Below are 21,246 nucleotides of genomic sequence, written 5' to 3'. Positions count from 1 at the left end.
AAGATGAGATTTCCCATCATTTTAAATGAGTAAGATTCCTCAGAGACGATGAGGTAGATAGGTCCGAGGTGGAAGCATGGTGACATGTGCAGCTGACGGATACTAATCAATCGAGGACTTAACTAAAAAAATAATCATGCGTGATTCCGATTCTTATCTAGTTTTGAAGGTGTTAAATATTTTTAAAAAAATACTTGCATTTTCAATTAAAGTTAAATATAATATTACTTGTCCTTGAAAAACAAATAGTATTTTAAAAGTCTGGTAATGAAGGCGAAGAGGTCACACCTGTTCCCATTCCGAACACAGAAGTTAAGCTCTTCAGCGCCGATGGTAGTTGGGGTGTTTCCCCTGCGAGAGTAGGACGTTGCCAGGCATTAGTGGAGGATTAGCTCAGCTGGGAGAGCACCTGCCTTACAAGCAGGGGGTCGGCGGTTCGAGCCCGTCATCCTCCACCATTTAATCTACTATAGATCAACTGAGCCGGTCTAGCTCAATTGGTAGAGCAACTGACTTGTAATCAGTAGGTTGGGGGTTCAAGTCCTCTGGCCGGCACCACGATTTATATATCTTATGCACGAGCCATTAGCTCAGTCGGTAGAGCATCTGACTTTTAATCAGAGGGTCGCAGGTTCGAATCCTGCATGGCTCACCATGTGAGCGGGTGTGGCGGAATTGGCAGACGCGCTAGACTTAGGATCTAGTGTCTCGCGACGTGGGGGTTCGAGTCCCTTCACCCGCACCATTAAATTTAATACAATAACATCAAGCAGTTTAGAAAGATGTTATTTCCTGTGGATATGCGGAAGTAGTTCAGTGGTAGAACACCACCTTGCCAAGGTGGGGGTCGCGGGTTCGAATCCCGTCTTCCGCTCCAGATAAATGCCGGGGTGGCGGAATTGGCAGACGCACAGGACTTAAAATCCTGCGGTAGGTGACTACCGTGCCGGTTCGAGTCCGGCCCTCGGCACCATTTATACTGCGCCCGTAGCTCAATTGGATAGAGCGTTTGACTACGGATCAAAAGGTTAGGGGTTCGACTCCTCTCGGGCGCGCCATAATCACGGGAAGTAGCTCAGCTTGGTAGAGCACATGGTTTGGGACCATGGGGTCGCAGGTTCGAATCCTGTCTTCCCGACCATTTTATATCACACCAATGGGGCCTTAGCTCAGCTGGGAGAGCGCCTGCCTTGCACGCAGGAGGTCAGCGGTTCGATCCCGCTAGGCTCCACCATTTTGTTTTTTTGTTTGAACCTTGAAAACTGAACAAAACAACCAGTACGTCAATTCGGTAATTTACATTACCATTTACTATTTATGAGCTTTAATCAAACAATCTATTGGAGAGTTTGATCCTGGCTCAGGACGAACGCTGGCGGCGTGNGTCAGCTTGTAGAGAAAGTAGGTGTTTTTTCTCTACAAGCTTTTTTGTTGTATGGAGGAAATTAAAATTAAACCGGTATTTGGGGTGGAAAATAGACTCCCACACACCTAGCCAAGCTTGGCTAGGTGTGTGGCAATCTTCTTCATGTTCTGGCACGCTGCGGTGAGTAAGACTTGCTCACTCGCATTGTGCAATCCCCTTAACCGGCAGTAGCGAAGCCCATGCAGCTGTTTAGAGTCTGCAAAGCTTCGCTCAACTTTTTCTTTTCGATATTTATAAAGCATTTTTCCGGATCTAGATAGTCGGTTTTCCCGAATCTTTTCTTTATGCTCTTCCCAGACATGTCGTGTTAGTACTTTTTGATGATTCTTTGATCGTGTACATTGATCTAAGAGTGGACAAGTTACACATTTTTTAGGATCCGATTTATATTCTCGATACCCCTCTCGGCTTGTAGTTGAATAGTTCAACATCTCCCCGTTTGGGCAGGTATAAAGATCTTGTTCCTTATTATAAGTAAACTTCCATTTTGGAAAAAGGCCTTTCGTTGGGTGGAATCTTCGATGGGCAATTGTACCAAATATGTTTCGGTCTGATAATCCTTTGCAGATGGGATTGGTTAAATAACCAGAGTCTAAGGCAACAGCTTCTACTTGGAAATCAAATCGTTGTATTTGTCGATCTAAGCGTTCTAAGTACGGGACGGAATCATGGACATTTCCTGGGGTAACATAGGCATCTGTAATAATGTTATATTTCATGTCCGTGGTGCGGTGGTCTAGGTAACAGAACATTTCCTGTTTATGATCGCGAGACATAAACCCACTTTCTGGATCGGTTTTACTCTTGCGAATCGTTTTCGTTTGTTTCACTTCCTCTCTCTCTTTTAGCGGCTTTTTTCCATGTTGATTCCGATCCTCTTCAATCGCTTTATTCAACTCTTCTATGTAGTCTCGAGTTTCCACCTCTACCTCTTCTTTTGTGAAGTGGTGTTTATTGGCATTCGCCTTTAAATGGGTGGAGTCCGTAAATAAAACTCTTCCACCAACCATTCGATTGTTAATAGCTTTCATAACGGTTTCATCAAAAATCTCTTGAAAAATATTAGTATCTTTAAATCGTTTACGACGATTCCAACTTATGGTGGAATGATGAGGAACAGAATCTGAAAGTTTCAGACCAAGGAACCATCGATAAGCTACGTTCGTTTGTATTTCCTTTTCCAATTGGCGTTCGGATCGAATACCAAAGAAATAGCCGATAAACATCATCTTAAATAACACAAGAGGATCTAGAGAAGGACGTCCATTATCTTCACTGTAATAGGGTTTTACCTTATCGATTATGAAGGAGAAATCTATGTATTTATCAACTTTTCGAAGTAAATGATCTTGGGGAACTAAGTCTTCAAGACAAACAAATTCTACTTCATTTTGAGTATTATTCCTTGTATGAAACAACTTAACCACCGCCTTTTATTATTACCTATATTATATCAAATTAACGCGGTGAATTGTTAAAATATCCACATAAAAAATAGGCTGACGAGGGTTTCTCGACAGCCTGAGCTTCAGCTTTATAGCTGAAGCTTTTTTAGAGGAAATTTATAATTTTCAATTCTGAACGAGGTATTGTAACATATTAGAAAGTAGAAGAAATGATATACAGGACATAATATAAAATAGACAACGAGAGATAAAGGAGCGAAATGGGAATGAATGAAGATTATTTAGTACGTGCACTAGCTTATGATGGACAAATCCGTGCATTTGCAATTACATCAACAAATACAGTAAGTGAAGCGTGCCGTAGACAAGATACGTGGGCAACAGCATCCGCAGCATTAGGTAGAACCATCACAATTTCCGCCATGATGGGTGCAATGTTAAAAGGTAATGATCGTTTAACGGTCAAAGTAGAAGGAAATGGTCCAATTGGGTATATTGTTGCAGATAGCAACGCAAAAGGAGAAGTTCGTGGGTATATTAAACATCCACATGTTCATTTTGACTTAAACGAAAAAGGTAAACTAGATGTTCGACGTGCAGTTGGAACAGAAGGTACAATTAGTGTCGTGAAGGATTTAGGGTTGCGGGAGCATTTTACTGGCCAAGTTCCAATTATTTCTGGGGAAATAGGAGAGGACTTCACGTATTATTTTGTGAATTCGGAGCAAGTACCATCTTCTGTAGGTGCGGGTGTTTTAGTAAATCCAGATCATACCATTTTAGCCTCTGGCGGCTTCATTCTTCAGGTGATGCCTGGAGCAGATGATGAAACGATTACAAAACTAGAGAAACAAATTGCATCAATACCACCAATTTCAAGCTTAATTCGTGATGGGAAAAGTCCTGAAGAGATTCTTGAAATGTTATTGGATGGAGGAGAGATGAAAATATTAGATCGTCTCCCGGTTCAATTTCACTGTCAATGTTCAAAAGAGCGAATCCAAAATGCAATTAAAAGCCTAGGTAATGAAGAAATCCAGGAAATGATTGATGAGGATAACGGTGCAACTGCAACTTGTCATTTCTGTAATGAAACATACACATTTTCGGCTGAAGAATTAGAGGAATTAAAAGAACAATAAATCTTATTTTGTTCGGTGTGAGTTTTAGTGGATTTTATACATGAAACCCGTGCTTTATTTTTTAAAGAGGTGAAAAAATGTCTAGAAGACTGTTATGGGGGATTATTATTGTTTTATTAATTACAAATATTGCTTCCATCCTAATCTTAACGAACGGTAGTGGAGGAAATATGAGTGATATTATGGACGAGGAGAATCTTCCAAAAGAGGTTGCGAAAGTTGGGAATGACACCATAACAGCTGATCAATGGATTAAAAGCTTGCGAAGTGCTTATGGGGAAGACTACTTAAAATCATTAATTAACGAAAAGGTTGTTTTTCAATTAGCCGAAGAATATGATTTAGCTGTTAATGAAAAGTTTATGGAACGTGAATTAGCCATAACAGAAACAGCTAGTGGAATAATATCGGAAGCAGAGAGGGAACAATTAAGAAAAGAGTGGAAGGATGATATTCAATATACAATTTATCGAGATGAACTGCTAACACGTGACATCGTAATCGATGAGCAAGAAATACAGAATTACTATTCTCAAAACCAGGACCGCTTTGATTTTGAAACTTCTTATCAATTATCACACATTGTTGTAGATGACGAAAATACTGCAGAATCAATCTTAGATGCTCTTAATAATGGACAGGCTTTCGGAGAATTAGCAGAGCAATATTCTATTGATACGTACACAAATCAAAACGGTGGATATTTAGGATATTTTACAAATGACAGTACATATTTGCAAAATATCTACTTCACGGCGTTAAATAATTTGGAGCCAGGACAATTTAGTGAACCGTTTGAAACAACGGAAGGAACGGTTATTTTATATTTACATCATGTGATACCAGAAGTAGAACTTGCATATGATGATGTAAAAAAACATATAAGACGTTTGTTGGCAAAACAAAAATTGAAAGTAGAACCATCTGTAGAAGTGCTTTGGGAAGAAGTAGGAGTAGAGTGGATTTATTAAACGGAAATTTTTAGCGATTATTTCCTTTTGGTGAGGTATAAAATAATTGACAAATGGGAGCATTTTCCCATACAGTTATATTAAAGTTAACAAAACCAATAAAATTACTCGGGATTGGAGTGCTGAAAATGAAAGTTTTTAATTCTGTTATTGATGCAATTGGAAATACTCCTATCGTTAAATTAAACACACAAGATGAAAATAGTGCAGACATTTACTTAAAGCTCGAATACATGAACCCTGGAAGCTCTGTTAAGGATCGTATCGCTAAAGCGATGATTGAGGCAGCTGAAGAGAAGGGTCTCATTAAACCAGGTGATACCATTGTTGAACCAACTAGTGGAAACACTGGTATTGGTCTTTCCATGGTAGCAGCAGCTAAAGGGTACAAAGCGGTGTTGGTAATGCCGGATACTATGAGCCAAGAGCGTAGAAATCTGTTGCGTGCTTATGGTGCAAAATTAGTTCTAACTCCAGGTGCGGAAGGTATGAATGGTGCTATTCGCAAGGCAACAGAACTCCAAAAAGAAAATGGCTACTTTATGCCACAACAATTTAGTAATGATGCAAACCCGATTATACATGAGAAAACAACAGGGCCTGAGATAGTAGAGCAAATGGGCGATGAGCTAGATGCGTTCATTTCAGGAATTGGAACTGGTGGAACTATTACTGGTGCGGGTAAAGTATTAAAACAGCATTATAAGGATATTAAGATTTATGCGGTTGAGCCAACAGACTCACCTGTACTATCAGGCGGAAAACCAGGTCCGCATAAAATCCAAGGTATTGGGGCTGGCTTTGTTCCGGAGGTCCTAGATACGAAGGTTTATGATGAAGTAGTAACCGTTGCAAATGAGGATGCATTTACTGCAGCTAGAGAAGCAGCTAAAACAAATGGTGTTTTAGGTGGTATTTCTGCAGGAGCTGCAATCCATGCCGCAAAAGAAGTAGCAAAGAAATTAGGTAAAGGGAAAAAGGTGTTGGCGATTTTACCGGATAATGGGGAACGCTACTTATCCACACCTTTATATCAATACGAAGATTAATCTGTTATATGAGAACTCCGAGGCAAGTGTAACAACTTGTATCGGAGTTTTTCTTTATTGCGACAAATATATGAATGAGGAATGCGCTGTTGCTAATCGTGTATGGAATGATTTATTAGGTGAGATTGTGTAAAATAGGGAAAGAGAGTTTTTAGGAGGTCGGCGGAATGCGCGTATTGGAACTAGGTAATAAACGATATGATATCGATAAAGAAACACTTGTAATGGGAATATTAAATGTGACACCTGATTCCTTTTCGGACGGGGGGAATTATGTAGAGATACATACTGCTCTAGCCCATGCAAAACAAATGAAGGAAGATGGTGCACATATTATCGATGTAGGTGGGGAATCTACTCGACCTGGTTATGTAAAGATTTCAGATGAAGAGGAAATTGCACGTATAACTCCAATAATAAATCAGTTGAAGACAGAAGTAGATCTTCCTATTTCTATTGATACATATAAATCGAGCGTTGCAGAGGCGGCAATAAAGAGCGGAGGGGATATTATAAATGATATTTGGGGAGCAAAATACGACCCTGAAATCGCAGATGTTGCTGCACAATATGATGTGCCGATTATATTAATGCATAACCGAAACGACGAAGATTATAAAGATTTAATTACCGATATGAAGCGAGACTTAGAAGAAAGTATTGAAATCGCCATAAAAGCAGGTGTGAAGAAGGAGCGTATTATACTTGATCCTGGGGTAGGATTTGCGAAGAGTATGGAAGATAATTTAAAAGTAATTCGGCATTTAGATGCATTCCAATCCTTTGGTTTTCCTATTCTATTAGGTACGTCAAGGAAGAGGGTTATTGGGTATGTTTTGGATTTACCAGTGGAAGAAAGAATAGAAGGAACAGGGGCAACGGTATGCTTAGGTGTTGAAAGAGGGGCTAACATTGTACGTGTCCACGATGTAAAACCAATTGTAAGGATGACCAAAATGATGGATGCTATGCTTGGCAAAGGAGTGAAGGGCATTGGATAAAATTTTCCTTAAGGGCATGACGTTCTATGGATATCATGGGTTATATCCCGAAGAAAAACGATTAGGGCAAAAATTCCTTGTCGACCTCACTATATATGCTAATTTAAATAATGCTGGTGAAAGTGATAAGATGGAAGACAGTATCCATTATGGGGAAATTTATAATGTTACAAAGCGCATTGTTGAAGGGCAATCCTATAATTTAGTAGAAGCTGTAGCTGAACGAGTGGCGCAATCCCTTCTTGCTCAGTTTGATAAAATGCGTGCTGTTACTGTGAAGGTAGAAAAGCCAGGTGCACCTATTCCTGGACACTTTGATCATGTAGCGGTAGAAATATATAGGGAGAAGAGCGAATAATGAATATTGCTTACATCGCTTTGGGTTCCAATATAGAACCTCGGGTCGAGTATTTACAAAGAGCGCTTCGAATGCTAAAGGACCATGAACATATTTCAATTGAAATGCAATCATCAATCTATGAGACAAAGCCAGTTGGTTATCAGGACCAAGGTTTATTTTTAAATATGGTCGCAAAAATACAAACATCATTAAGTCCTTTTGACTTATTATCTTTTTGCCAATCGGTTGAAAATACACTAGGTAGAAAAAGAATCATACGGTTTGGCCCGAGGACGGTTGACCTTGACATTTTGTTGTATAATCAAAAGAGAGTGGATACGGAAAACTTGACCGTCCCGCACCCAAGAATGCAGGAAAGAGCATTTGTGTTGATTCCTCTATCCGAGATTGACGAAACAATTACATTTAACAATCTCTCGGTAGCGGACCATATAAAGCAGTTGTCAGATGAGGATTGTAGAGGGGTTACAAAATGGCATCAAGTAGATGGGGATTAAGAATTAAAGCTTTTCGCAAGCTTAAAGGATATACACAAACGGAATTTGCAAAAGCAATTGGATATTCCGTTTCTATTGTTGGAGAAGTGGAAAGAGGTACAAGGTTACCGGATGAAACGTTTATCAGAAGAACATCTGAAGTCTTAAATATCACGCAAGAGGAATTAAAGCCTAAAGATTGAGGACACTGCCACAAAACAGATATCAGTAGTAAAAGATAAAAGACTAAAAACTGATATTTTAATAGATGAATCAGGATTATAGATGAGTTTTAATATGCTTTTGATATGTAAGAAGTGAATCGCTGTAATGGTGAATTACCTACAGCATCAGCATGGTACTTGAAAGCTCTAAACGGGAATGGTAAAGTAAGAAAACAAATCAACGAGTGCGAATCAGTTAAAGTTTAATTCAAATTTTACTAGACTATACTGAAATAATGAAAAAGTGTAGTTATCGTAATGGAGCTAGGAATAGAACTGTGTAATGTAAGTAGGTTTGCAATTCGTGAAACTTAAGTTAGGCTATGTTGATCTATTTAAAGGAGTGTAAAAACGTGACGGAAGAATTAAATGATTTAATGAAGGTGCGATTAGAAAAGCTACATAACTATCAAGATAAAGGGATTAATCCATTTGGTGACAAATATGAGAGAACACATCTCACAGAGGAACTAGTAAAGGAATATGGTGAGCTTTCCAAAGAAGAGTTAGAAGAAAAGGCAATTCCTACTACTATTGCTGGACGTATAATGACGAAAAGAGGAAAAGGAAAGGCTGGTTTTGCTCACATATTGGATCTGTCAGGACAAATTCAAATATATGTTCGTAAAGATGCTGTTGGGGAAGAAGCGTATGAATTATTTACAACTGCAGATTTAGGGGACATTGTTGGTGTTACTGGTACAGTGTTTAAAACGAAGGTTGGAGAACTGTCTGTTAAAGTAACAGAATTTAATCTACTAACGAAGTCATTGCGCCCATTACCGGAAAAGTTTCATGGTTTAAAGGATATTGAGCAACGATATCGCCAGCGTTATTTAGACTTAATTGTTAATCCAGAGAGTAGAAGTACATTTGTAACAAGAAGTAAAATCATTCAGTCTATGCGTCGATATTTAGATGACCAAGGCTTCTTAGAAGTAGAAACACCAACAATGCATTCCATTCCAGGTGGAGCGGCAGCGCGTCCGTTTATTACCCATCATAATGCACTAGATATTCCTTTATATATGCGTATTGCAATTGAACTCCACCTAAAGCGTTTAATTGTAGGTGGTATGGAAAAGGTATACGAAATTGGAAGGGTATATCGTAATGAAGGTGTATCTACACGACACAATCCTGAGTTTACGATGATGGAATTGTATGAGGCTTATGCAGATTTCCATGACATTATGGAGCTAACAGAAAATCTAATTGCTCATATTGCTAAGGATGTATTAGGAACTACAAAAATTCAATATGGGGATGTGGAAGTGGATCTAGAGCCTAATTGGAAAAGAATCCATATGGTTGATGCAATCAAGGAACAAACTGGCGTTGACTTCTGGGAGAAAATGTCCGATGAGCGAGCTAAAGAACTTGCAAAAGAACATGGAATTGAAATCCAAGATACGATGAAGTTTGGTCATATTGTCAATGAGTTCTTTGAACAAAAGGTAGAGGAAACCCTTATCCAACCTACTTTTGTTTATGGCCATCCAATTGAAATATCTCCATTAGCAAAACAAAATGCCGATGATGATCGTTTCACAGATCGTTTTGAATTGTTTATTGTAGGAAGAGAACATGCAAATGCATTCTCTGAATTAAATGATCCGATTGATCAACGTCAACGTTTTGAAGCGCAGCTGAAGGAACGAGAAGAAGGTAATGATGAGGCTCATTTAATGGATGAGGATTTTGTTGAAGCATTAGAATATGGTATGCCTCCTACAGGCGGATTAGGAATTGGTGTAGACCGAGTTATTATGCTATTAACAAACTCTCCATCTATACGTGATGTGTTGTTATTCCCACAAATGCGTAATAAATAATGTTTTAAATTGAAACCAGTCTATTCTTTTTGAATCGACTGGTTTTTTACATTTCTCTTTAATTGCATATTTCACCTTGTGATTTTACAAACTATATATAATGTAATTGGCTTCCAATGATGATTCCTGATACGACTATAAATAGTAGATTGAAATTTAATTCAATACATAGAGATTTCTGAATAGACTTTCTTTCCTAAAGGGACTTGAATTAATAAGAGAAACATGATAAATTATTAAACGTTCTAAGAAAACAAAAAGAGCGAAAGTCACACACTAAAAAATACCAGTTGAAATAACACAAATGTTTATGGTATAGTTAATTTCGTTGCTTGAAAAACAGCAAAAAGAACTTATAAAAAAGTGTTGACATAATAAACGCTTTTTGGTAGAATAATTAAGTCGCTTAATCAAGCGGTGGTTATTTGAACCTTGAAAACTGAACAAAACAACCAGTACGTCAATTCGGTAATTTACATTACCATTTACTATTTATGAGCTTTAATCAAACAATCTATTGGAGAGTTTGATCCTGGCTCAGGACGANGAGCATTTAGCTCACTCCTAATTTATGCGACCCGAACATCTATATTTTTATATTGATGGTGTAATAACACCTTTAATCTGAATCGATCAAACCGTTTAAACCCAAATGCATTTCTTTTAATAACCTTCGTTTGGTTATTAATGCCTTCGACATAACCATTATTCAAGTTATAGGCAAAGCTATTCATAATCTCCTTCTGCCAATTTTGAAAGGTTTCTATTGCCTTTTCAAATTCAACTAATCCGGAAGACTTTACTAAATCATAATAGCTATATAATCTTTCTTTTACTTCTTTTAAATTATTCGGTGCTAATTGTTTAGCTATTTCAAACCATAATCGATAAGCCTCTTTCAATTCATAAGCCTTTTTTAATTCAGGTGACTTTTCTAAAAAGTAATTTAAATACCATAATTGCTTTTCGGTTAAATCCTCATAGTGCTTATAAAAGACATGACGCATTCTTTTACATTTCTTACGTTGGTAATCGTCAAAGGCTTTCTGTTCCTTCCTTCTCACTTTTTCTAAAGCCCAGTATATATAACGACAAAAATGAAATCGGTCAGCTACGACAACAGGGCGTCCTAATGCTTGATCAACAGCTGCTTTGAAAGAATGACTCATATCCATAACGACAACGTTTACGTTATCTCCATGTTTTCTTAAATAAGCTACCAGCGTTTCTTTTTTACGATCTTTTAAAATATCTAATGGTCTCCTATTAATAGGGTCAGCAATGACCGTTTGATACTTTTCACCACCTGCATCCCCTTTATATTCATCTATCGCGATGACTTCTGGTAACTGTTTAATCTCCGTTAACATAGAAGAACTAATTTTATCAAAATGGCGCATTACTGTTGTCGGTGAAGTGTCAAAACGATCAGCCACATCCTTAAAATTTTTACCATGGATGATTTCAATCGCTAACGCCTGTTTAAACTCTATGGACTGTCTTTGATACCACTCTACTAAGGAATTGTCTTCGTAAAATCGTTTCCTACAATCTTTGACTTCACAAACATACCGACGTTTTCGATAGAATAGGAATGTTCTTCTACTAAAAATACTATTATGTTTGACCTTCTGAATTCGATAATCATGTACGCGTTCGGTTAATTGACCACAACGCGGACAACGATGGGCTTTCCTCTCCAACTCCAAATGAAGTTCATAGTAACCGTCTTTTTCCAATGATTTCGTAATGATAAACTCTTCTAATCCTGGTAAAGTCATGTTAAAATTCAATTACACGCATCTCCCTTTTGTTTTGTTTATTGGTCTAAACAAAGTCTAACAAAATTAGGAGATTGCGTGTTTATTTTTTCTGAATTTTATCTGTACCCCAACAAATATTTTAGAGCCAAAAAGAGGAGAGGGAATGTCATATTGGCATTCCCTCTCCTCTTTTTTTGATGACCCGTACGGGATTCGAACCCGTGTTACCGCCGTGAAAGGGCGGTGTCTTAACCACTTGACCAACGGGCCATATTTAATTGGTAGCGGCGGAGGGGATCGAACCCCCGACCTTACGGGTATGAACCGTACGCTCTCGCCAGCTGAGCTACACCGCCAAAAAAGAAAAAACAGACAAGATATATAGTACAACAGGTGTGACAAGGTGTCAATACCTTTTTAACAGTTTATTAAATGAGCGCAGTTTAAATTGCCCATCCTTTAATATACTAGCCATTCTCAATCACATTTTATCATCTTAAAGAGAAGCCTTACTTTTCGTTTTACAGCATAAGTAATTCCTATGAATGGTAAAGCAATTTATAAATACACTCCAAACCATTTTATGTAAGCAACGACAATCTATATAACAAAAGCCCATAAAAAAAGAAAAGGATGTTGGCCACTGTATAGTATTGTTGAAATCCAAACAGATAATCAGAATATCGTCGAACACTTTTTTGAACTTGTCCACTTGTTTTGACAAAAATTCTAGTAACTCTATGTTTAACTATTTAACAAAGAAGGAGTGATCGAATTGATAGAAACCATAACAAGGAACCAAACAAAAAATGCATACCAACAAGCACTTTATAATTTGATTAAGTGGCAGAGGAAACAAAAAGAAAGTGCACGGAGATTGTTAATGGACAAGGGCTGGATGTTATTTTTTGCCGGTATTCTACTTGGACGAGCTGTTATCCTTACATCAGTATCCCCTTTTGCTATCGCCTTTTTCGCAAGTATTTGGATGCTACAAAGACATGTGTCCCTTAAAGTAGCAATAGCAATACTAATTGGAGGAATAACAGTAAGTATAGAACAAGGGTTGTTTCTATTTGGAGCATTACTCACTTTTCTACTATTAGCAGGTGCCTTTAAAAAAATAGGAAACCAGCAAAAAATTGTACCAATTCTAGTATTCATTGCTTGTGTGACACCTAGGTTAATAACGTATTTTGTACAAGACCAACTAGAAACATATCAATGGGTATTTACGTTAGTAGAGTCGGGATTAAGTGTAGTACTTGTACTTATTTTTATGCAGAGTGTTCCGTTAATATCACCGAGAAAGTATAAAAAGGATTTGAAGAATGAAGAAATTGTTTGCATGATTATTTTTTTAGCTTCCATTTTGACTGGTACCATTGGTTGGGTGTTTATGGATGCTTCTATTGAACAAATATTTGCTCGGTATCTTGTGCTTTTACTTGCCTATATAGCTGGAGCGGCAATTGGTTCAACGGTTGGGGTGGTAACAGGATTGGTGTTAAGCCTTGCAGACGTTGCAAGTTTATATCAAATGAGCTTGTTAGCCTTTGCTGGTCTATTAGGTGGGTTACTAAAGGATGGTAAGAAAATTGGGGTTGGAGTTGGTTTGTTTGTTGCAACCCTATTAATAGGAATTTATGGGGAAGGTATAGGTGGAACGTTTGCCCCAACCATTATTGAAACCGCTTTTGCGATTGTTTTATTTTTACTAACACCAGAAAGCTGGATTCGGAAAATGGCGAAACATATACCTGGAACGATTGAGCATAGGGAAGAACAAGAACAATATTTACAAAAGGTTCGAGATGTGACAGCTAAGCGAGTGGAGAAATTCTCCGATATGTTCCAGGCTCTTTCCAAAAGCTTTTTAAAGGTAGATGTATTAACCCAAGTAAATAAAGAATCTCGTGAAATGGATTATTTTTTAAGTAATGTGACGGAGAAGACATGCCAGTCATGCTTTAAAAAGGCAAGCTGTTGGGTTAACCAGTTTGATAAAACATACGATTACATGACCGAAATGATGTCCGAATTAGAAGATGGAACATTGCAGAAGCGAGGAAAGCTGCTGAAAGACTTTGAAAACCATTGTGTAAAATCGAAGAAGGTTATCAATACAATGGAGTCAGAGATTTCCTTTTATCAAGCAAACCAACGTTTAAAGAAGCAAGTTCAAGAAAGTAGAAAATTTGTTGCGGAACAGTTAAAAGGTGTATCCGATGTTATGGGAAACTTTGCAGTTGAGATCCTAAAAGAACGGAAAACACACGAACAACAGGAACGGGAAGTTGTAGAAGCATTGAACGAGATGGGCTTTGAAATTGAAAAGTTGGATATCTATAGCTTAGAGCCTGGTAATGTAGATATTGAAATGAATCTAACCTTTTATGATTACCGTGGAGAAGCCTCTAAAATTATTGCACCCGTTTTGTCTGAGATTCTACAAGAAACGATAATTGTTCATTATGAAGAGGTTTCCCCTTTTCCAGATGGCTTTGGTCATTTTGCTTTTAAGTCGGCAAGACAATATAACATTTCTACAGGTGTTGCGCATGCGGCAAAAGGTGGTGGCTTCGTTTCAGGTGATAGCTATTTAACGATGGATTTAGGAAATGGAAAGTTTGCGTTAGCAATTAGTGATGGAATGGGAAATGGAGAACGAGCGTATTTGGAAAGCATGGAAACCTTACGTTTGTTAAAGCAAATCCTACAATCAGGTATTGATGAAAAGGTAGCGATTAAATCGATTAATTCTATTTTATCCTTGCGTACAACAGATGAGATTTTCTCCACGTTAGATTTAGCTGTTATTGATTTGCATGACGCCAATAGTAAATTTTTAAAGATTGGCTCGACTCCAAGCTTTATTAGAAGGAATAAAGAAATTCATAAAATCGAGGCGGGAAACCTACCTATAGGTATAATTCAAGAGTTTGATGTAGACGAAGTATCGGAGCAGCTCAAGCCAGGGGATATCTTGATTATGATGAGCGATGGTATTTTTGAAGGGCCGAAACATATTGAAAATGTAGATTTATGGCTAAAGCGAAAAATAAGAGAGATTGAGACGGAAGATCCCCAAGCAATAGCAGATATTATTTTAGAAGAGGTGATTCGAACAAAATCAGGTGATATTGATGATGACATGACGGTGTTGGTAGCGAAGCTTGAGGATAATATTCCAGAATGGGCATCATTTCCGCTTCACAAGGTACAGTAGGTCGAACATATAATCATACGGATACAATCTAACAAAGGCGCAAGTTCATAGAAATGAGCTTGTGCTTTTGTCGTGGATACACCTTCCTTATTCTATCGATCAATGTCTAATGATCACGTATAAAAGTCTATTTTTAGGGCAATGATGGAATTAGCAAAACGAGGAGGGGTTTTAATGAAAAAAGGTACGATAAAACAAATTCTATTAATCACTGATGGTTGCTCTAACCAAGGTGAAGACCCGGCGGCTGTAAGTGCTTTAGCGAAACAACAAGGAATCAGTGTCAATGTTATTGGTGTATTAGATGATGATCAATCCGAACAACCAGAAGGTTTAGAAGAAGTAGAAGATATTTCTCAAGCGGGTGGTGGTGTTAGTAGAATTGTATATGCTAGAAGCCTGTCCCAAACGGTTCAATTGGTTACAAGGCAGGCAATGACGCAAACCTTACAAGGCGTTGTGAATAAAGAACTGCAGGAGATATTAGGAGCGGAAACGTCCATGGAAGACCTCCCCCCTGAAAAACGAGGAGAGGTAATGGAAGTAGTAGAGGATTTAAGTGAAACAAGTAATTTAGAAATTTTAATACTTGTAGATACGAGTGCAAGTATGAATAATAAGCTAGAAACAGTAAAAGAATCGTTAGAGGATTTGTCCTTAAGTTTAAATGCGAGAAGTGGGAAAAATAAATTTTCTATCTATACATTCCCAGGTAAGAAGAAACCAGTTACAGAAGTTATGCCTTGGACTCCAAATCTATTAAATATCTCATCGGTATTTCCAAAACTAACAAGTGGAGGAATTACACCGACAGGTCCCGCGTTACGTGAAGCTTTGCATCACTTTAACACAAGACCAAGATTAGAAGGATGGGAACCTACTAATGAAAGCCTCTATGAAGAGTACAATTACTAATCTCTCCCCTGGTGTTACGATTCATGGGAAGTGGCATCAGAAAGTATACCGTATTGTGAAGCGTCTAGGTCATGGTGCCATTGGTGTCGTGTATTTAGCACAATGCGAGGGGAAGTATGTTGCGTTAAAAATTAGTGAGCAGGCAGCCTCTATTACAACAGAAGTGAATGTATTAAAAGCATTTGGAAAGGTCCAGGGAGCAAATCTTGGACCTTCTTTATTAGATGTGGATGATTGGGCACCGTCTGTGAATAAACAATACTCCTTCTATGTAATGGAATATTTACACGGGGTTGACTTAAATACCTTTTTAAAATCAAAAGGCTATGAGTGGTTGTTCATTTTAATCATCCAACTATTAGATGATTTAGATCACTTACATCGTGCGGGATGGGTTTTTGGTGATTTAAAGCCGGAAAATTTAATTGTTACCAAAAAACCAATTCGCCTACGTTGGATCGACGTTGGTGGAACAACGATTAAAGGTAGAGCGGTTAAGGAATATACAGAATTCTACGATCGGGGTTATTGGGGATTTGGTAGCAGAAAAGCGGATCCGAAATATGATTTGTTTGCAGTTGCTATGGTTATTGTACAGGCATACTATCCAAATCGCTTTGATAAGGGAGCCAATCCGCAAAAGACATTAAAGTCTAAAATTAGTCTTCATAAGGAATTACGTAAATATGCATTTTGTTTACATAAGGCAATGGAGGGGTCTTATGCTTCTAGTAAGGAAATGAAACAGGATTTATCCAAAATCATATTAGCAAGACAGAAACAAGCAGAGCAGACAAGTACAAAAAAGGGACTGCAACATATACAATCCAAACAAACTACATCAACGAATTCCCATTCTACGAAATGGATGGAATCGTTAGGTTTAGTAATGGTATCGGCAATCGTTTTTATGTTTTTTTTACTACTTTCTAGCTTTTGATACGTTTATGTATTAAAGGCTAGTTTTTATGTTATTAGAAGGGCTTCATTTTGCTTTTCCATCGTATGTAGGAAATGGTACGATATAAATAGGTGGTAAAGGAAGGTCGTGTGCGTGTTGGAACTAAAGAATAAAGTGATGAACTTTTGTATGAAACATAGACTATTTGAACAAAATCGAACTATTTTGTTAGCTGTTTCTGGTGGTCCAGATTCCATGGCGCTTCTTCACTTTTTTGTTTCCATCCGTGATACGTACCATTTACGATTAATTGCTCTTTCTGTAGATCATAAGCTTCGAGGTAAGGAGTCTCTAGAAGATTTACATTATGTTAGGGATATTTGTGAAAAATGGAATGTTGAGTTTATCGGTAAGCAAGTTAACGTTCCTCAATATATGGAAGAAACAAAGAAAAGTACAGAGCTTGCTGCAAGAGAATTACGATATGCTTTCTTTGAAAAAATGATGCAATCTTATAATGCTCCTATCCTAGCAATGGGACATCATGGAGATGATCAAGTAGAAACAATGTTTATGCAGTTAACGAAGGGGATAAAACCAAAAGGAATGCCCTTTAAACGATCTTTTGCAAATGGAATTATTATTCGGCCGTTGTTAAGTGTTACAAAAGATGAAATCCATGCGTATTGTCGAAATCACCAAATAATTCCTCGTTTGGACCCAACTAACGAGGAGACAATATATACACGTAATGCATTTAGACACCATTTGGTTCCTTTTTTAAAGGAAAGGAACCCAAATATTCATCATTCTGCTCAGCTAACAAGCGAGATTTTTCAAGAAGAAGAAGATTATTTAATAGAAGAGGCAAAAAAAGTTGTCGAATGTGTTGCTACCTTTGATGAAAAAAAGGACAATGTTTTTATAGATATTCAAAAGGTTTTGCGATTTCATCCAACTTTACAAAGAAGGGCCTTTCATCTAATATTAAACTATCTTTATAGGCATTTAGATGTAGTAGAAATAAAGGCAATTCACCATGATCAGCTTCTCAAGCTTATGCATTCCGAAAAACCGAATGCAATGATTCACATGCCGCATAATCTAATCGTCTTGAAAGCATACGATCAAATTCAATTTCGTTTTAACAAGACAAGTAAGGCACCATACTATTACCGGTTATTTCCTGGGGAACAAATTCTACTCCCAGATGGTAAGACATTAAGCGTAATATTGGAAAAATCCAGTTCAAAACCAAAGGAATCTGGTGCATATGAATTTGTTTGTCATGCCGAAAGTATAGCGTTACCATTAATTATTCGATCAAGGCAAAATGGAGACAAGCTTAAGATTAGAGGATTAGGTGGAAGTAAAAAGATAAAGGATGTTTTTATCGATTTAAAGATTCCGCAAGCAGAACGAGAGGAATGGCCTATTGTTACAGATAACAATGGACAATTGTTATGGCTTATTGGCTTGAAAAAAGGCGAGGTTTTGGAAACAACGTCCGATCAGTGGCTTCGATTAATGGTTACATAGGCGATGCTAAATCTAAGGGTATTGTTTTAGCCATTTCAAAAGATTACATATAGGAGGAGCAAGTATGCAGAACGACATAAAGGAAGTCCTAATCACCGAGGAAGAAATTCAAACAAAAATAAAACAATTGGGTCAGGAATTAACTGCCGAGTATAAGGAACGCTTTCCTTTAGTAATTGGCGTATTAAAAGGTGCAATGCCATTTATGGCGGATTTAGTAAAACGTATGGATACATATTTAGAGATGGATTTTATGGATGTATCTAGTTATGGTGGCGGTATGCAGTCCACTGGTGAAGTGAAAATCTTAAAAGATCTAGATACACAGGTAGAAGGCAGAGACATTCTAATTATTGAAGATATTATTGATAGTGGTTTAACGTTAAGCTATTTAGTAGATCTTTTTAAATATCGTAAAGCAAAATCGATAAAAATTGTAACACTACTGGATAAACCAACTGGAAGAAAGGTAGACCTAAAAGCGGATGTAATTGGGTTTGAAGTTCCGGATGCATTTGTAGTAGGATATGGCCTAGATTATCAAGAAAAGTATCGTAATTTGCCATACATTGGAGTTTTAAAGCCAGAGGTATACTCTGGAAATGAGGACTAGTATGTTTCGGTAAGTTTGGAATACCCTTTTTACTAAGAGGTTGTTTACAAAAGACGAGCATGTTGGAATGTCCTTGAGAGAAACCGTAATACACTATTTTTTCTTGCTTTAAAAGGATGGTTCCACATTTCTTTTAATAATGGTTATTAGTTGAGTATATACTTTTTTATATGGTACTATTTAATATAGTTTTCTCGCTTGGGAGGAGGTAAGTAATGAATCGAATATTTCGCAATACGATATTTTATTTAGTCATCTTTTTAGTTGTAATCGGGGTCGTAGGTTTATTTAGAGGCTCAGATCCGCAAACTCAGGATTTAAAATACAGTGAGTTTAAAAAGGCATTAGAAAGTGGACAAATTGAGGAGATGCATGCTCAGTATACGAACCATGCATATGCCATTACTGGTGATATGAAGGTGGATGGCGAATCAAAACCATTTACTTCAGAGCTTCCAGACATGGACCAAAGCTTTGCAGAGATAGATAATCTTGCAGAAGAGCAAAATATTACATTTGATGTTGAACCGGCAGAAGAACCTAGTGGGTGGGTTACGTTTTTAACTTCCCTCATTCCATTCATCATCATCTTCTTCTTAATCTTCTTCTTGCTTAACCAAATGCAAGGTGGCGGAAGCCGTGTTATGAATTTTGGTAAAAGCAAAGCCAAGCTTTATAGTGAGGATAAAAAGAATGTAAGATTTAAGGATGTAGCGGGTGCGGACGAGGAAAAACAAGAGCTTGTAGAAGTAGTAGAGTTTTTGAAAGACCCACGTAAATTCTCGGCAATCGGTGCAAGGATTCCAAAAGGGGTATTACTTGTTGGACCTCCAGGTACTGGTAAAACATTATTAGCTCGTGCTGTTGCTGGTGAAGCGGGTGTACCGTTCTTCTCTATCAGTGGTTCGGACTTTGTTGAAATGTTTGTTGGGGTTGGGGCATCCCGTGTACGTGACTTATTTGAAAATGCGAAGAAAAATTCACCTTGTATTATCTTTATAGATGAAATCGATGCAGTTGGTCGTCAACGTGGTGCAGGTCTTGGTGGTGGCCATGATGAGCGTGAACAAACGTTAAACCAATTGCTTGTTGAAATGGATGGATTCGGTGCTAATGAAGGTATTATCATTATTGCTGCGACAAACCGTCCGGATATCTTAGACCCTGCATTATTACGTCCAGGTCGTTTTGACCGTCAAATTACAGTTAACCGTCCAGATGTAAAGGGCCGTGAAGAAGTGTTGAAGGTTCATGCTCGCAATAAACCGTTGAGTGAGGATGTAAATCTAAAAACAATTGCTATGCGAACTCCAGGTTTTTCTGGGGCAGACCTAGAAAACTTGTTAAACGAAGCGGCATTGGTTGCGGCTCGTTCGGATAAGAAAGTAATTGATATGGATGATGTAGATGAGGCGATTGATCGTGTCATTGCTGGTCCGGCAAAGAAAAGCAGAGTGATTTCGGAAAAAGAACGAAATATTGTTGCTTTCCATGAAAGTGGGCATACCGTAATTGGAATGGTGCTTGATGAAGCCGACATGGTTCATAAGGTAACGATTGTCCCTCGTGGTCAAGCCGGCGGATATGCAGTTATGTTACCGAAGGAAGATCGCTACTTTATGACAACACCAGAGTTGTTAGATAAGATTACAGGTCTTCTTGGTGGTCGTGTTGCAGAGGAAATTACGTTTGGTGAAGTAAGTACGGGTGCACATAACGACTTCCAACGCGCAACAGAAATAGCTAGAAAAATGGTAACGGAATATGGAATGAGTGAGAAACTTGGACCGCTTCAATTCGGAAGTGCTTCCGGTGGTCAAGTATTCCTAGGCCGTGATATTCAAAACGAACAAAACTATAGCGATCAAATTGCATATGAAATTGATACAGAGATTCAACGTATTATTAGAGAATGTTATGACCGTGCAAAACAGATCTTAACAGACAATAATGATAAGCTTGAATTAATTGCGAAAACATTACTTGAAATCGAAACATTGGATGCAGAACAAATTAAAGGTCTTTTCGAAGAAGGAAAACTACCAGAAAGAAAACCAAAGAGTACTGCAGAAGATGCTCCTGTTGATGTACAACGTATTACAAACCACGAATCAACAGGTGATGTTAAAGTAAATATTAAGTCGCAAACGAATGAGGAACCATCTGATGCTACTACTTCTACGGAACAACAGGAAGATGTAGTGGAGCCGAAAGATGATGAACAGAAATAATAAGTAATTAGAAAAGCTTCAGCTTTATAGCTGAAGCTCAGCTTGTAGAGAAAGTAGGTGTTTTTTCTCTACAAGCTTTTTTGTTGTATGGAGGAAATTAAAATTAAACCGGTATTTGGGGTGGAAAATAGACTCCCACACACCTAGCCAAGCTTGGCTAGGTG

16 protein-coding genes, 11 tRNA genes and 2 rRNA genes are annotated in these 21,246 nt (G+C 37.8%); 25 read left to right on the top strand and 4 right to left on the bottom strand.

The window, feature by feature from the left end; translation table 11 throughout:
- The 11 genes from C1A05_RS17765 to C1A05_RS17715 form a co-directional block, all read left to right on the top strand.
- Nucleotides 1-126: ribosomal RNA gene (locus C1A05_RS17765) — 23S ribosomal RNA — on the top strand; the annotation flags it as partial.
- 134 nt (nt 127-260) lie between these two features.
- Nucleotides 261-376, top strand: a 5S ribosomal RNA gene (gene rrf, locus C1A05_RS17760).
- A 6-nt stretch (nt 377-382) separates the two neighbouring features.
- A tRNA-Val gene (locus C1A05_RS17755) sits at nt 383-458 on the top strand.
- Nucleotides 459-482: 24 nt separating this feature from the next.
- Nucleotides 483-558 (top strand) — tRNA-Thr (locus C1A05_RS17750).
- A gap of 21 nt (nt 559-579) precedes the next feature.
- A tRNA-Lys gene (locus C1A05_RS17745) sits at nt 580-655 on the top strand.
- Nucleotides 656-660: 5 nt separating this feature from the next.
- A tRNA-Leu gene (locus C1A05_RS17740) sits at nt 661-745 on the top strand.
- 57 nt (nt 746-802) lie between these two features.
- Nucleotides 803-877 (top strand) — tRNA-Gly (locus tag C1A05_RS17735).
- A gap of 7 nt (nt 878-884) precedes the next feature.
- Nucleotides 885-973 (top strand) — tRNA-Leu (locus tag C1A05_RS17730).
- Nucleotides 974-981: 8 nt separating this feature from the next.
- Nucleotides 982-1,058: transfer RNA gene (locus C1A05_RS17725), tRNA-Arg, on the top strand.
- 6 nt (nt 1,059-1,064) lie between these two features.
- A tRNA-Pro gene (locus C1A05_RS17720) sits at nt 1,065-1,141 on the top strand.
- Between the two features lie 17 nt (nt 1,142-1,158).
- Nucleotides 1,159-1,234, top strand: a tRNA-Ala gene (locus tag C1A05_RS17715).
- Between the two features lie 257 nt (nt 1,235-1,491).
- On the opposite strand, the gene C1A05_RS17710 is transcribed toward C1A05_RS17715, so the two are convergent.
- Complete coding sequence (locus tag C1A05_RS17710) at nt 1,492-2,844, bottom strand: IS1182 family transposase (protein WP_373419488.1); 1,353 nt, start codon at nt 2,842-2,844, stop codon at nt 1,492-1,494.
- A 254-nt stretch (nt 2,845-3,098) separates the two neighbouring features.
- On the opposite strand from C1A05_RS17710, the gene hslO reads away from it, so the two are divergent.
- The 8 genes from hslO (at nt 3,099) to lysS (ending at nt 9,891) form a co-directional block, all read left to right on the top strand.
- Nucleotides 3,099-3,974: an Hsp33 family molecular chaperone HslO gene (hslO, locus tag C1A05_RS17705; protein ID WP_102029555.1), complete on the top strand. Its 876-nt coding sequence runs from the start codon at nt 3,099-3,101 to the stop codon at nt 3,972-3,974.
- A 77-nt stretch (nt 3,975-4,051) separates the two neighbouring features.
- Complete coding sequence (locus C1A05_RS17700; protein ID WP_102029554.1) at nt 4,052-4,945, top strand: peptidylprolyl isomerase; 894 nt, start codon at nt 4,052-4,054, stop codon at nt 4,943-4,945.
- Nucleotides 4,946-5,073: 128 nt separating this feature from the next.
- A complete protein-coding gene (gene cysK / locus C1A05_RS17695; protein ID WP_102029559.1) occupies nt 5,074-5,994 on the top strand; it encodes a cysteine synthase A in 921 nt (306 codons plus the stop codon).
- A gap of 167 nt (nt 5,995-6,161) precedes the next feature.
- Nucleotides 6,162-6,995 carry a dihydropteroate synthase gene (gene folP, locus C1A05_RS17690; RefSeq protein WP_102029553.1) on the top strand — a complete coding sequence of 278 codons (834 nt, stop codon included), beginning with the start codon at nt 6,162-6,164 and terminating at the stop codon, nt 6,993-6,995.
- On the top strand, nt 6,988-7,353 hold the full coding sequence (folB, locus tag C1A05_RS17685) for a dihydroneopterin aldolase (RefSeq protein ID WP_102029552.1): 366 nt from the start codon (nt 6,988-6,990) through the stop codon (nt 7,351-7,353). Before folP ends, folB begins: the two co-directional genes overlap by 8 nt.
- Nucleotides 7,350-7,853: a 2-amino-4-hydroxy-6-hydroxymethyldihydropteridine diphosphokinase gene (gene folK, locus C1A05_RS17680; RefSeq protein WP_102029551.1), complete on the top strand. Its 504-nt coding sequence runs from the start codon at nt 7,350-7,352 to the stop codon at nt 7,851-7,853. Before folB ends, folK begins: the two co-directional genes overlap by 4 nt.
- Nucleotides 7,829-8,035 carry a helix-turn-helix domain-containing protein gene (locus C1A05_RS17675; RefSeq protein WP_102029550.1) on the top strand — a complete coding sequence of 69 codons (207 nt, stop codon included), beginning with the start codon at nt 7,829-7,831 and terminating at the stop codon, nt 8,033-8,035. The genes folK and C1A05_RS17675 overlap by 25 nt, the downstream gene beginning before the upstream one ends.
- Nucleotides 8,036-8,379: 344 nt before the next feature.
- Nucleotides 8,380-9,891 (top strand): lysine--tRNA ligase, encoded by a 1,512-nt coding sequence (gene lysS / locus C1A05_RS17670; RefSeq protein WP_102029549.1) that lies wholly within the window; start codon nt 8,380-8,382, stop codon nt 9,889-9,891.
- 569 nt (nt 9,892-10,460) lie between these two features.
- Here the strand turns inward: lysS and C1A05_RS17665 are convergent.
- The 3 genes from C1A05_RS17665 to C1A05_RS17655 all read right to left on the bottom strand — a co-directional run bounded on the left by C1A05_RS17665 (nt 10,461) and on the right by C1A05_RS17655 (nt 12,010).
- Nucleotides 10,461-11,672: an ISL3 family transposase gene (locus tag C1A05_RS17665; protein WP_102029558.1), complete on the bottom strand. Its 1,212-nt coding sequence runs from the start codon at nt 11,670-11,672 to the stop codon at nt 10,461-10,463.
- Nucleotides 11,673-11,852: 180 nt separating this feature from the next.
- Nucleotides 11,853-11,924: transfer RNA gene (locus C1A05_RS17660), tRNA-Glu, on the bottom strand.
- Nucleotides 11,925-11,933: 9 nt separating this feature from the next.
- Nucleotides 11,934-12,010, bottom strand: a tRNA-Met gene (locus C1A05_RS17655).
- 422 nt (nt 12,011-12,432) lie between these two features.
- On the opposite strand from C1A05_RS17655, the gene spoIIE reads away from it, so the two are divergent.
- The 6 genes from spoIIE (at nt 12,433) to ftsH (ending at nt 21,082) form a co-directional block, all read left to right on the top strand.
- Entirely contained in the window at nt 12,433-14,883 is a 2,451-nt protein-coding gene (spoIIE, locus tag C1A05_RS17650) for a stage II sporulation protein E (RefSeq protein ID WP_373419489.1), read from the top strand.
- 174 nt (nt 14,884-15,057) lie between these two features.
- The gene (locus C1A05_RS17645) at nt 15,058-15,798 is read left to right on the top strand and encodes a VWA domain-containing protein (RefSeq protein ID WP_102029548.1); all 741 of its coding nucleotides are present in this window, start codon (nt 15,058-15,060) and stop codon (nt 15,796-15,798) included.
- Nucleotides 15,767-16,738 carry a serine/threonine protein kinase gene (locus C1A05_RS17640; protein ID WP_102029547.1) on the top strand — a complete coding sequence of 324 codons (972 nt, stop codon included), beginning with the start codon at nt 15,767-15,769 and terminating at the stop codon, nt 16,736-16,738. Before C1A05_RS17645 ends, C1A05_RS17640 begins: the two co-directional genes overlap by 32 nt.
- Before the next feature lie 150 nt (nt 16,739-16,888).
- Nucleotides 16,889-18,238, top strand: coding sequence for a tRNA lysidine(34) synthetase TilS (tilS, locus tag C1A05_RS17635; protein ID WP_159462112.1), 1,350 nt, complete (start codon nt 16,889-16,891; stop codon nt 18,236-18,238).
- A 64-nt stretch (nt 18,239-18,302) separates the two neighbouring features.
- Nucleotides 18,303-18,851 carry a hypoxanthine phosphoribosyltransferase gene (gene hpt, locus C1A05_RS17630; RefSeq protein WP_102029545.1) on the top strand — a complete coding sequence of 183 codons (549 nt, stop codon included), beginning with the start codon at nt 18,303-18,305 and terminating at the stop codon, nt 18,849-18,851.
- 215 nt (nt 18,852-19,066) lie between these two features.
- A complete protein-coding gene (ftsH, locus tag C1A05_RS17625) occupies nt 19,067-21,082 on the top strand; it encodes an ATP-dependent zinc metalloprotease FtsH (protein WP_102029544.1) in 2,016 nt (671 codons plus the stop codon).
- Nucleotides 21,083-21,246: the final 164 nt, after the last annotated feature.

The sequence above is a fragment of the Salirhabdus sp. Marseille-P4669 genome (assembly GCF_900240405.1).
In the GTDB taxonomy this organism is placed as follows: Bacteria; Bacillota; Bacilli; order Bacillales; family Alkalibacillaceae; genus OEQK01.
Note: the sequence above shows the minus strand (reverse complement) of the source record. Positions and strands in the feature narration are given on the sequence as shown.